At 67.0% G+C, this 12,216-nt stretch carries 12 protein-coding genes; 4 read left to right on the top strand and 8 right to left on the bottom strand.

Annotation, left to right across the window (positions count from 1 at the left end):
- Positions 1–155: 155 nt before the first annotated feature.
- The 3 genes from LC092_RS07700 to LC092_RS07690 form a co-directional block, all read right to left on the bottom strand.
- Positions 156–1,997 (bottom strand): ABC transporter ATP-binding protein, encoded by a 1,842-nt coding sequence (locus LC092_RS07700; protein ID WP_224805867.1) that lies wholly within the window; start codon positions 1,995–1,997, stop codon positions 156–158.
- Entirely contained in the window at positions 1,981–2,409 is a 429-nt protein-coding gene (locus LC092_RS07695) for a hypothetical protein (RefSeq protein WP_224805866.1), read from the bottom strand. Before LC092_RS07695 ends, LC092_RS07700 begins: the two co-directional genes overlap by 17 nt.
- Before the next feature lie 458 nt (positions 2,410–2,867).
- The gene (locus LC092_RS07690; RefSeq protein ID WP_412103540.1) at positions 2,868–4,718 is read right to left on the bottom strand and encodes an ABC transporter ATP-binding protein; all 1,851 of its coding nucleotides are present in this window, start codon (positions 4,716–4,718) and stop codon (positions 2,868–2,870) included.
- Between the two features lie 189 nt (positions 4,719–4,907).
- Here LC092_RS07690 and LC092_RS07685 point away from each other — a divergent pair, with 189 nt between their 5' ends.
- The 4 genes from LC092_RS07685 (at position 4,908) to LC092_RS07670 (ending at position 8,639) form a co-directional block, all read left to right on the top strand.
- A complete protein-coding gene (locus LC092_RS07685; protein WP_224805864.1) occupies positions 4,908–5,381 on the top strand; it encodes a tRNA (cytidine(34)-2'-O)-methyltransferase in 474 nt (157 codons plus the stop codon).
- Between the two features lie 74 nt (positions 5,382–5,455).
- The gene (locus LC092_RS07680) at positions 5,456–6,520 is read left to right on the top strand and encodes a DUF1176 domain-containing protein (protein WP_224805863.1); all 1,065 of its coding nucleotides are present in this window, start codon (positions 5,456–5,458) and stop codon (positions 6,518–6,520) included.
- Between the two features lie 45 nt (positions 6,521–6,565).
- The gene (hemF, locus tag LC092_RS07675) at positions 6,566–7,510 is read left to right on the top strand and encodes an oxygen-dependent coproporphyrinogen oxidase (protein ID WP_224805862.1); all 945 of its coding nucleotides are present in this window, start codon (positions 6,566–6,568) and stop codon (positions 7,508–7,510) included.
- A 67-nt stretch (positions 7,511–7,577) separates the two neighbouring features.
- Positions 7,578–8,639 (top strand): AAA family ATPase, encoded by a 1,062-nt coding sequence (locus LC092_RS07670; RefSeq protein ID WP_263627055.1) that lies wholly within the window; start codon positions 7,578–7,580, stop codon positions 8,637–8,639.
- A gap of 24 nt (positions 8,640–8,663) precedes the next feature.
- Here the strand turns inward: LC092_RS07670 and LC092_RS07665 are convergent, their stop codons facing one another.
- The 5 genes from LC092_RS07665 to LC092_RS07645 form a co-directional block, all read right to left on the bottom strand.
- Positions 8,664–9,191 (bottom strand): universal stress protein, encoded by a 528-nt coding sequence (locus LC092_RS07665; protein ID WP_224805860.1) that lies wholly within the window; start codon positions 9,189–9,191, stop codon positions 8,664–8,666.
- Between the two features lie 211 nt (positions 9,192–9,402).
- Positions 9,403–10,644, bottom strand: coding sequence for a CCA tRNA nucleotidyltransferase (locus LC092_RS07660; RefSeq protein WP_224805859.1), 1,242 nt, complete (start codon positions 10,642–10,644; stop codon positions 9,403–9,405).
- A gap of 15 nt (positions 10,645–10,659) precedes the next feature.
- Positions 10,660–10,920: a DUF6111 family protein gene (locus LC092_RS07655; protein WP_224805858.1), complete on the bottom strand. Its 261-nt coding sequence runs from the start codon at positions 10,918–10,920 to the stop codon at positions 10,660–10,662.
- Positions 10,920–11,570 carry an NUDIX hydrolase gene (locus LC092_RS07650; RefSeq protein ID WP_412103537.1) on the bottom strand — a complete coding sequence of 217 codons (651 nt, stop codon included), beginning with the start codon at positions 11,568–11,570 and terminating at the stop codon, positions 10,920–10,922. The genes LC092_RS07655 and LC092_RS07650 overlap by 1 nt, the downstream gene beginning before the upstream one ends.
- Positions 11,567–12,196, bottom strand: a complete 630-nt coding sequence (locus tag LC092_RS07645) for a DUF1285 domain-containing protein (RefSeq protein WP_224805857.1) — start codon at positions 12,194–12,196, stop codon at positions 11,567–11,569. The genes LC092_RS07650 and LC092_RS07645 overlap by 4 nt, the downstream gene beginning before the upstream one ends.
- Positions 12,197–12,216: the final 20 nt, after the last annotated feature.

Below are 12,216 nucleotides of genomic sequence, written 5' to 3'. Positions count from 1 at the left end.
TCCAAGCACGGGCGTTATTGGCACCGTTGCCAGCGCTTGTCCAGATCTCCCGTGCCGGCGATGACGGTTTGTCGCGGTTTTTTTCGCATTCGGGCCTTCACAGGGCGGGCACTTGATCCCATAGGGAAAAAATGCGCGCCCGATGATTGGCGGCGTCACGACGCGGTTGCCGCGCTGTCGATAAATCCGCCCGACTGCCGCCGCCAGAGATCGGCATAGATCCCGCCCCGCGCCAGCAGCGCGTCATGGGTACCGTCCTCCACGATCCGGCCCTGATCCATGACGATCAGCCGGTCCATCGCCGCGATGGTCGACAGCCGGTGCGCGATCGCGATCACCGTCTTGCCCTGCATCAGGTCTTCGAGGCTTTCCTGGATCGCGGCCTCGACCTCCGAATCGAGCGCAGACGTCGCCTCGTCGAGCACGAGGATCGGCGCGTTCTTCAAAAGCACGCGGGCAACCGCGATGCGCTGGCGCTGTCCGCCGGAGAGCTTCACCCCGCGCTCGCCGACATGGGCGTCGAGCCCGCGCCGGCCGGCCTTGTCCTCCAGATCCGGAATGAACCCGTCCGCATGGGCGCGCGCCGCCGCCTGCATTGCATCCTCCGGCCCCGCATCCGGGCGGCCGTAGACGATATTGTCATAGACCGAGCGATGCAGCAGCGAGGTGTCCTGCGTGACCATGCCGATGTTGGCGCGCAGGCTCGCCTGGGTGACGCCGGCGATGTCCTGCCCGTCGATCAGGATGCGCCCGCCCTCCAGGTCGTAGAAGCGCAGCAGCAGGTTGACGAGCGTCGACTTGCCGGCACCCGACCGCCCGACGAGCCCGACCTTCTCGCCCGGCTTGATGTCGAGCGACATGCGGTCGATGACCCCGGCCTTCTTGCCGTAGTGGAAGCGCACGTCCTCGAAGCGGATCGCGCCCTCGCGCACCTCAAGCGGCCGCGCATCCGGACGGTCGCGCACGTCCCGCTCCTGCGAGATGGTGGTGATGCCGTCCTGCACCGTGCCGATGTTCTCGAACAGCCCAGACACCTCCCACAGGATCCACTGCGACATGCCTTGCAGCCGCAGCACCAGGCTGATCGCCACCGCGATATCCCCGGTCGAGACCGCTTCCGCCTGCCACAGCAGGATCGAAGCAAGCCCGCTTGCGAAGATCAGCAGGAGATTGATCGAGTGCAGCGAGATGTTCAAAAGCGTCACGAGACGCATCTGCCGGTAGACGGTCTTCAGGAAATCCCACATGGACGTCCTGGCGTAGGCTTCCTCGCGATTGGTGTGGGAGAAGAGCTTCACCGTGGCGATATTCGTATAGGCGTCGACGACGCGCCCCGTCATCAACGAGCGGGCGTCCGCCTGCTCCTTGGAGACCGTCTTGAGACGCGGCACGAAATAGAACAGCACCGCCAGATAAGCCCCGAGCCAGACAACGAGCGGCAGCGCCAGCCGCCAGTCCGACAGGCCGGTCAAAACCACGGCGGAGATGAAATAGACCACGACATAGACCAGCACATCGAGAATACGGGTCACCACCTCGCGAACCGCAAGCGAGGTCTGCATCACCTTGGTGGCGATACGCCCGGCGAAATCGTCCTGATAGAACCCGACGCTCTGGCGCAGCAGATAGCGATGCACCTGCCAGCGGATGACCATGGGATAATTCCCGATCAGCGCCTGATGGAAGAATAGCTCCCACAAGAGCGCCAGTATCGGAAGAACGATGAGCAAGACCGCGCTCATCCAGATCAACTGGGACGCGTTCTCGGAAAAGAAGGTCTCCCGATCCGCGCTTTCCAGCCAGTTCACCAGATCTCCAAGAAAGGAAAAGATCATCACCTCGAACATCGCAAGCACCGCGCCGAGCCCGGATACGATGGCGAGGATCGGCCAGACCGGCCGGGTGTAATGCCAGCAGAACCTGAAAAGCGTCGCGGGCGGGGCCTCGATCGGCCCCGACCGGAACGGGTCGATCAGTTTTTCAAACCAGGCGAACATTCTGACCTCCGGACAGCATCGGGTCGGGCTGTTGCACGTTGCGCTCCGCCCGGCGCCGCCAGCGCCGGGAGGCGGGAAACACCGGACCGGGGGCCGGCGGCGTCATCAGGACCGCCGCCGCGAAGGCGACCAGCGCGCCCGAGACAACAAGCAAGCCGAGAAACAATGTGGTCAACCGGTCAAGCAGGGCTGCGGCGGGTTGCGAAACGCCGCGCAGGACCACGGCGTCGAGACGCGCGATCTCGCCTGCCGCGACCGGCAGGAACAGCAAGACGGCAATCAGCACAATCGCGGGCACCGCAATGAGCGCGCCGCGCAAGACATCGCGCGCCCGCATCCGTTGCGGGTAAGGGACGGCGGCATCGACCGACAGGCGGTCGGCGCCGGCATCCCGAGGGATAGAACCAGACATGGGAAAGCTCCCGGAACGTCAAAGGGACTACGCCGCACGGCCGACACGGACCAAAAACATCCGCGCATTCGCCGAATGGAGGCGAATTGCGTGCGGCGACGAGGAAGAAGAGGGCCGGACGGGATCCGGCAGATCATGGGAAAACGCGGGCGAGAAAACGCGGCGACGGGCGCCGGGCCTCAGACCGTCACGAAGCGGAGGCGGTGTCCTGTCGACAGGGCGACATGAGACCCCCGGCAGCGGCGATGCGGGTATCGGGCATATCGACTTCGATCATGCGACCCCTCCTCTACTGCGTCTGGGGCTGGTGGACGATTGGCTCGGCGGCGGATCGCTGCAAAAACCGCAGGGATCACGATCCGAACCTTACACGATCGCGGGCGATTGCAAAGCGGGCTCAGACACAACGATGCATATAGGCATCACCCTGTTGCGCGAACGCAACATTCAGGCAGTCGTCAGGCAACCCGTTCCGGCGCGAGAAACCCGCCCGATTGGCGGTTCCACAGGTCGGCATAGAGGCCGCCGCGCTCCAGAAGCGCCTCATGCGGTCCATCCTCCACGATCCTGCCCCGGTCCATCACGATCAGCCGGTCCATCGCCGCGATGGTCGACAGGCGGTGGGCGATGGCGATCACCGTCTTGTCGCGCATCAGCTCGGAGAGGCTCTCCTGGATCGCCGCCTCGATCTCGGAATCGAGCGCCGAGGTGGCTTCGTCGAGGACAAGGATCGGCGCGTTCTTCAGGAGCACCCGGGCAATGGCGATGCGCTGGCGCTGGCCGCCGGAGAGCTTCACGCCGCGTTCGCCGACATGGGCGTCGAAACCGCTGCGTCCGCGGTTGTCGGAAAGCTCCGCGATGAAGGTCTCCGCATGGGCGCGGCGCGCCGCCTCGCGTATCTCGTCCTCGCGCGCGCCGGCCCGGCCGAGCGCGATGTTTTCCCGGATCGAGCGGTGCAGCAGCGCGGTGTCCTGGGTGACCACGCCGACCCGCTCCCTAAGCGACGCCTGCGTGACGGCGGAAATATCCTGCCCGTCGATCAGGATGCGCCCGCCTTCCAGATCGTAGAAACGCAGCAGCAGGTTGATCATCGTCGACTTGCCGGCGCCCGAGCGGCCGACCAGGCCGACCTTCTCGCCCGGCGCGATCTTCAAGGACAGATCCTCGATCACCCCGCCGTCCTTGCCGTAGTGAAAGCGGATGTTCTGGAAATCGATCCCGGCCCGGTCGACGGCGAGCGCCGGCGCGCCCGGACGGTCGGTCACCGTCACCGGCCGGGTGATGGTCTCTGCGCTGTCATGCAAGGAGCCGAGCGCGCGAAACAGCCCGTTGAGCTGCCCCATCAGCCGGCCAAGCAGCACCTGAAGCCGCAACACCAGCGCCAGCACAAGCGCAACACCCCCGGTCGTCACCGTGCCCGCCTGCCAGGCGGAGACAATGAGCGTGGCGATCACCGTCAGCATCACCCCGGAGAGCAGATTGACCGCGATCCGCATACCCGTGAGCGTGCGGGTGAACCGGCGGACCGAGGCGAGAAAATCGCGATAGGCCGCGCGGGTGCCCGCGTCCTCTTGCGCCGCGTCGGAAAACAGCTTCAGCGTCTGGATGTTGCCATAGCTGTCGACCAGCCGGCCGGTCACGCCGGAGGCGGCGTGGGCGCTCGCCTTGGCGCCTTTCCGAATACGCGGCACGAACACCCGCGCCGCTGCGGCAAAGAGGACCAGCCAGACCAACACCGCAACGCCAACGGCACCATCGAGACTGGTGGCCAGTGACAGGGTGAACAGCGCGAAAACGACAATGAACCAGATGATCTCCAGCAGACTGACCATAAAGTCGCCAGCGGATTGTCCCGACTGCCAGACCTTCTGCGAGATCCGGCCGGCGAACTCGTCCTGAAAAAAGGCGAGCGACTTGGCCGTCACCTGAGAATGCCCCTGAAACCGCACCAGATTGAAGAACCCGGGGACGACGATCTGTTCTTCCACCAACGCGGTGAGCGAGGCGGCAAGCGGACGCAGGATCAGAATTGTCAGCGCCATCAGGGCAAGGGCCAGGCCGTTGTCTCGCATAAAACTGTCGCGCCCGCCCGCCTGCATCCGATCGACCAGATCGCCAACGAAGACATAAAGGGAGGCCTCGATAACGGCGGTGACGCCGCCCAGCACCAGCATCGCCGCAAACGCCCAGCGCGCCTGGGAGACGAAGAACCAGAGATAGGCAAGCGCCCCGCGCGGCACCGGACGCTCCGGCAGCGGCACCAGCGGGTCGATCCGCCTCTCGAACCAGGAGAAGATGCGTTCAAACAGCAAGGCGCTCACCACCCCGGGCTTCGGGTTTCAGGGACCGATCCGCCACGCCGGTCGTTTCGCGGCACGAATCGGAATGACAGTGCGGGCCCGCCAGTCTATCACCCCGGCAGGCGCCGATTGCGGCGCCCGCCGGCTGCGGTGCCCCCCGCGCTCCGACCGGCCGCACCGCAAACCATGTGTCCCGCCATGCCAGACCTTGCGCTCTACCAGCCCGACATTCCGCAGAACACCGGCACGATCCTGCGACTGGCGGCCTGCATGGACGTCAAGGTCCACCTGATCGAGCCGGCGGGCTTTCCCTTGTCCGACCACGCGCTCAGACGGGCCGGTATGGATTATCTGGAGCGCGCACCGCTGGTTCGCCACCTGTCCTTCGACGCTTTCGAGACATGGCGGGCGGAAAACGCGCGGCGGCTGGTGCTGATGAGCACGGCGGCGGCGATAGCCTATTGCGACTTCGACTTTGCCGAAACGGACGTGCTGATGCTCGGACGCGAGAGCGCCGGCGTGCCGCAGGCGGTGCATGAGCGTGCCGACGCGCGCCTGATCATTCCCATGGCGCCGGGCCTGCGTTCGCTCAATGTCGCCGTTTCGGCCGCCATGGTGCTGGGCGAAGGCCTGCGCCAGACGCGCGGCTTTCCCGCAGGCCAGGTCGAATGATCGCCGGCGGGCTTGCGCAACGCCTTGTGCAAGCTAGTGTTGCGGCAAGGATCTGGGTTCGAACGGAGGGGCATATGACATCGGCAAGGGACACCCGTGGCAGGCGAACTGCCCCGGCCGCACGATGGCTGGCATCGGCGCTGGTCGCATCCGCGCTGGTCGCGCCCGTCCCGCCCGCCGTCGCCGCCGAAGACGGACCCGACCTCGACGTGCGCCTGTTCCAGACCTCCGACATCGCCCCGCCAAGCGCCTGTTCGCTGCGGCTGTGGCAGGCCAATCGCGATCCGTACGAGGACCGTTTCGCCCATGTCTTCCTGGAGGATTTCGGCTTCGATTTCGCCCGTTCCACCGCTCGCATCCGCATCGGCGAGGAGGTGCCCCGGCTGCGGCGCATCGCGGTTGGCGGCGAGCCGACCGGCTACGATCTCTACCCCGTCCAGCTCTACAGGAGCGACGACGGCGATACCCGCGTCATTCTCGACCTGACCTTCGCGCCCGAGGAAGGCGAGGCCATCGAGGTGGAAGCGGGCAAGCTGACGGTGATCCGGCAGGGATATGTTCCCTTCCGCATGAGCGTGAAGGGCGGCGCGGGCTGCATGACGTCGCCGGCAAACGCCTCCGCCACCGACGGCGGCAACGACGGCGGGACCGACTTCAGCAATCTCTTCGAGAAATACGACGTGCGGATCGCCGATGTGCCCGACACGTTGATCTCGGCGCTGAACAGCACATACGAGTGCGACTGGCGCGCCTCGCTGGAGCGCATCGGCGTGACCGGCTATCAGACGAGCGAGGAAGGCGCGATCTGGGAACTGGGCTGCAGTGCCGGCATGCACAATGCCGCCTATGTCTATGCCCATGTCAATATCTACGCACCGGGCGACTTCGGCTTTCTGACCTTCCAAAACGTGAAGGGGCACCCGCGCATGTCGGCCAACGTCCTGTTCAATCCGGTCTGGGACCTCGCGACCCGCACGGTCTCCAGCTTCACCGTCGACCGCGGGCTTGGCGATTGCGGAACCTTCGAGCGGCACCGGGTCGTCGACGCGGCCTTCGAGATGATCGAATATCGCGCGAAACCGGACTGCGACGGCAATGCGGTGGAACCGGAGCAATACCCCCTGATCTACCGGCGCTGATCGCGCCGGACGGACCCAAGAACGACAGCGAGGACACACGGCACCATGAGCGGCGCACAAGCAGCGACACAGGACGTGAAGGGCGGACCGGTTCCGTCGGACATCGAAGCCAAGAAGGAAGAGGCGGCGATCTGGTTCCGCAGCCTGCGCGACCGCATCTGCGCCGCCTTCGAGGCGATCGAGGACGACGCCGGCGAACATGCGGCCCTGCCCGGCGCGCTTGCCGATACCGACCCGGGGCGCTTCGAACGCTCGCCCTGGGAGCGTACCGATTCCTCCGGCGCCAAGGGCGGCGGCGGCGTGATGTCGATCATGAAGGGCCGGGTGTTCGAAAAGGTCGGCGTCCATATCTCCACCGTGCACGGCGAGTTCTCGCCGGAGTTTCGCGGCCAGATCCCCGGTGCCGCCGAGGACCCGCGCTTCTGGGCGTCGGGCATCTCGCTGATCGCGCATCTGCACAATCCGCATGTGCCGGCCGTGCACATGAACACCCGCATGGTGGTCACCACCCGCCAGTGGTTCGGCGGCGGCGCCGACCTGACCCCCGTGCTCGATGCACGCCGCACCCAGGACGACCCCGACACGGTCGCCTTCCACGCCGCGATGGAGGCCGCCTGCAACGCCCATGAGGTCGCCGACTACGATCGCTACAAGGCGTGGTGCGACGAGTATTTCTTCCTCAAGCACCGCAACGAGGCGCGCGGCATCGGCGGCATCTTCTACGACTACCTGCACTCCGGTGACTGGGATGCGGACCTCGCCTTCACCAAGGACGTCGGTCTCGCCTTTCTCGACGTCTACCCGAAGCTGGTGCGCGCCAACTACCACAAGCCCTGGAGCGAGGCGGAGCGCGAGGAACAGCTCGTGCGCCGCGGCCGCTACGTGGAGTACAACCTGCTCTACGACCGCGGCACGATCTTCGGTCTCAAGACCGGCGGCAATGTCGCCTCGATCCTCTCCTCCATGCCTCCGGTGGTGAAATGGCCGTGAGCCGGTCCGCGTGAGCCTGCCGCCGCTGACCGCCGCGGGGATCGAGAACTACCGCTCGATCCGCCGGATGCATCTGCCGGTCGGCGCGCTCAACGTCTTCGTCGGGCGCAACGGCACCGGCAAGACCAACCTCTACCGCGCGCTCTCGCTGCTTCGCGAAGCCGCCTTCGGGCGGATCACCCGGGCGATTGCGGAAGAGGGCGGCGTGGAAAGCGTGCTGTGGGCGGGCACGCGGCGCAAGGGCCAGCCGGTGCGCCTGGAGCTTTGCGCGTGGCTGGGAGACATGGCCTATTCCATCGCCATCGGCCTGCCCAAGCTCGGTTCCGACGCGGCCCTTCCGCTGGAACCGCTGGTGAAGTCGGAAAAGCTGACGCTCGCCGCCGGCCGCCGTTCGATCGTGCTGATGGAGCGCGCCGGACCGACCGCGACCATGCGCGCGGCGGACGGCACGCGGGCGACCTTCGCCAACGAGCTTCTCGGCTCCGAGACCGCCCTCTTCGCCTTTCGCGACGGGGCACGATTTCCCGAACTCGACATCGTGAGACGCGCGTTCGCCGACTGGCGCTTTCACCACGGGTTTCGCACCGACCGGGACGCGGCGCTGCGCAAGCCCGCGCTGGCGCTCACCACCCCGACGCTCGCGCCCGACGGGTCCGACCTCGCCGCCGTCTTCGCCACGCTGAGCGAGGTGCGCGTCGACACCCATGCGCTCGACGAGGCGGTTGCCGACGCCTTTCCCGGCGCGCGGCTCGAAATCGGCGTCGACGGTGCGACGGCCCGTTTCGCGATGCGCTTTCCCGACCTGCCGCGCGCCTTTTCAGCCCATGAACTGTCCGACGGCACGCTCAACTATCTGGCGCTGATGGGCGCGCTTCTCTCCTACCGCCTGCCGGCCTTCGTCGCCCTCAACGAACCGGAGGCAAGCCTCCACCCCGACCTGCTTGCCCCTCTGGCCCGCGTCGTTGCGCGGGCCTGCGAGCGGACACAGCTTTGGATCGTCACCCATTCGCAAGCCTTTGCGGATGCGCTCGCCCGCGAGGCCGGCGCGGTGCCGCGCCGGATCCTGAAGGAAGACGGCGAAACCCGGATCGAGGGTCTGACCGCGACCGGTGTCTTCGCGCAGGACTGAGCCGCCTCCGGCGGCGCTACCGCGCTACCTGACGGCGATCACACTGCAGGAGGCATGCTGGACGACCTTGTTGGACACGCTGCCGAGAAGCAGTCCCTTGAGACCGCCGAGGCCCCGGCTGCCCATCACGATCAGGTCCGCGCCGACCTCCTCGGCGGTTTCGAGAATGCTCTTCGCATAGTCGCCCGGCATCACCCGGATCGTCACGTCGGGTGCGCCGAGCTCGCGCGCCCGGCTGGCGGCCTGCTCTGCGATGGCATCGCCAAGCGCGGAGACCATTCGCGCGGTTTCCTCGCTGCTGTGCGCCTGCCCGAGCAGGTCCTGCATCGTCGCCGGCATATTGCCGAAATCGGGCATCACACGTTTCGAGACATCGCGCACGAGGTGCTCCACCTCGGCAAGGCGGCTCGCCTCCTCCGCGCGATCTCCGTGCAACAGGACGTGCAGCACCGTCATGCGCGCGCCGAAGGCGGCGGCGATCCGCGCCGCCATCTCCACGGCCTTGCGCGACATGTCGGACCCGTCGGTTGCCACGAGAACATGTTCGGTCATCTCGGTTCCCTCCACATTTTTTGGGTTTCGCCTGCGGTGCGAACGCGGCCGGCCGGTCCGTCTCTGCGCCCCGGCGGCGACCATCGGCCTTCAGCAAACCCCAAAACGGCTTCCGCTACGTTGACCTCGGTCAAGCCAACGGTCGGCGCACCGGGTGCGGCGCCGGGGAAAACACGGCGAGATAGCGAAATCTTGCTGTTGGAGCGAAAACTCAAGCCCCCGTCGCGACGGCCAGCAGAGCGTCGCGATCGAGCGAGAAATCGCTGTCGATCCAGGCGGCCTGCGCCCGTGCCAGCGCCTCTCCGACATGGGGGCCTGCCGGTACTCCTGCGGCGAGAAGATCCTTGCCGGTCAGCGGAAACACCGGGATCTCGGCCTCGCGCAGGCGCTCAAGCGCCGGCAGGAACACCGGATCCTCAGGCCCCGTGCCGGCATTTGCCCAGGCATGCAGCAGGCCGTCGATGGCGGCCTCGCGGCCGGCGAGAAACAACAGGCGCCGGATCTCCGTGTCGCTCACGGGGGCGGGCCGCGCCTCGCCCCAGCCGCGCGGAATGTCGGAGGCGCTGCGCGCGGCCTTCATGCGCTTGCGCTCCGCATTGGACAGCCGCAAGTGGTCGGCCATGTCGTCAAGATCCGCCTCGCCGCCGTCGCTGAGGACGGCAAGCGCCAGCGCCGGCGAGCACGCCTCCGGCGCCAGCGGATCGAGCGCGCGCAGATCCTGGAACGGCCGCAGCCCGCCATGGGTCGCCAGCACCCGCGACACGATGCCGGCATCGCGCATCGCCTGTATCGTCTCGGCGGCTCGCGGCGCCGAGACGAGCTTGCGCATTTCCATGCCGATGCGCTCCGCCGACAGCCCGGCAAGCCCGTCGCGAAGCTCTGTGACCGCCGCGATACCGGCTGCATCCAGATCGCCGGCGCCATATTGGGCGTGAAAGCGGAAGAACCGCAGGATGCGCAGATAGTCCTCCGCGATCCTGAGACGCGGATCGCCGATGAAGCGCACATGCCGGGCCCGAAGGTCGGGCAGCCCGCCGACCGGATCGTAGACGGTGCCGTGACGGTCGCAGTAGAGCGCGTTCATGGTGAAGTCGCGCCGCTCGGCATCATGCTGCCAGCTGCGGCCGAAGCGCACGGTTGCGGACCGGCCGTGGGTCTTCACGTCCTCGCGCAGGGAGGTCACCTCATAGGGGGTGCCCCGCGTAACCAGCGTGACGGTACCGTGGTCGAAGCCGGTCGGAACGGCCTTGAGCCCGTGGGCAGCCGCCTTTTCCATCACCGCGGACGGTTCCGCCGTGGTCGAGATGTCGATATCGGTGGCGGGCAGGCCAAGCAGCGTGTTGCGCACGGCGCCGCCGACCACGCGCGCGGTGTCGCCATCGGTCTCGAGCGCGTCGAAGACGGCCTGAAGCGCCGGCTCATGCAGCCAGTCCGCGGTGATCCGCGCGGTCATAGATAGCACCACGCCCTATTCGTAGCGGCCGGGAATGAACACCCCGTCACGCAGTTCCGCCGGCTTGTAGACCTTTCCTTCCGGCAGCCCCTCGAAGGTGGCGAGCCACACCATGCCGGCAATCGCCAGAGCGCAGCCGCCGATGACCATCCAGATAATCGGTCCCTTGCGCCAGTTTTCGGAGGTTTGCGCCTTCTTGTTGACGAAGAGCCAGACCGCATACCCGATGAAGGGCAGCGCGAACAGGAACAGTTGGGTAAGAACAATACGCAGCATCAGCGGCAAACCGTTTCGTACAAGAGCCTCAGGATCCCGGCAGTCACGCCCCAGATGTAGCGCTCCCTGTAGGGCATGGCGTAGAAATAGCGCGGCTTGCCGGCGAGCATCCGGCTTTGCCGCAGGTGATTGGCCTCGTCCATCAGGAAGCTGAGCGGAACCTCGAAGACCTCGGCCACCTCGCCGGGATCGGGCGTCAGACGGGCCGCCGGATCAACCAGCGCCACCACCGGGGCCACCCTATACCCGGAACCGGTCAGATAGGTGGGAAGAATGCCGGCGGGCCGCACGAGACCGGGCGACAGGCCGATTTCCTCGTCCGCCTCGCGCAGGGCCGCGCCGAGCGGACCGTCGTCATGCGGTTCGATCTTGCCTCCCGGAAGCGAAATCTGCCCGGCGTGGGACGGCAGGTGATCCGTGCGCTGGGTCAGGATGACGCTCGCGCCCTCGGCCCGTTCGACGACGGCGATCAGCACCGCCGCATCGCGGGGCGGACGCTTGGCGAAGGCAAAGGGTCCAAGGTCCGGATTGAGGATATGATCGCCGACCTCGCCGCGCGCGACGCGCTCGATGCGGGTGCTGGCATGATGCGTGAAGGCTTCGGCGGAGGCCAAAAAGCCCCGGTCGCCGGCGTCGGCGGCGAGGCTCACGTCGCCTCCTCCCCGTCGGGCGCGGCGACCTCGGCGGGGACGGGGAAGAACACGCCGCCGCTCCACACGCCGAGGCGTCCGGGCGTTTCGGGATCCTCTTCCAGCATGTCCGCAAGCTGATGCAACAGCGGGCGCGAGAACAGCGCCTCCAGGCGGCCGCGCACGGTGACATAGGGCTTCAGCCCGCCGGTCTCGGGCTCGGCGGCAAAGCGCAACGGATGATCGGCATCGACCCGCACCACATCGCCGACATTGGTGCGCAGCGTCATCACCCGGTCGCTCCCCCCGCCCTCGGCAAAGAGTTCGACCGCAAGGAACGGCGCGTCGTCGACGGTGATTCCGATGCGCTCGACCGGGGTCACGAGATAGTGACGGCCGTCCTCGTCGCGGCGCAGGACGGAGGCGAACAGGCGCACGAGACGCTCCCGCCCGATCGGCGAGCCGAGATAGTGCCAGCGCCCGTCGGCGGAGATCCGCATGTCGATGTCGCCGCAAAACGGCGGGTTCCAGCGCTCCACCGGCGGGGTTGTGCGGCCGCTGCCGGCGCGTGCAACGAGATCCGCAAGGCCCGCGGGAAGTGTCTCCGGCCCGTCGCGGCGAATGTCGTCCTTCGCTTTTTGCGTCAATCGAGTTGTCCCCGCCATGA

The organism is Stappia stellulata (genome assembly GCF_020176715.1).
Lineage (GTDB): Bacteria > Pseudomonadota > Alphaproteobacteria > Rhizobiales > Stappiaceae > Stappia.
Note: the sequence above shows the minus strand (reverse complement) of the source record. Positions and strands in the feature narration are given on the sequence as shown.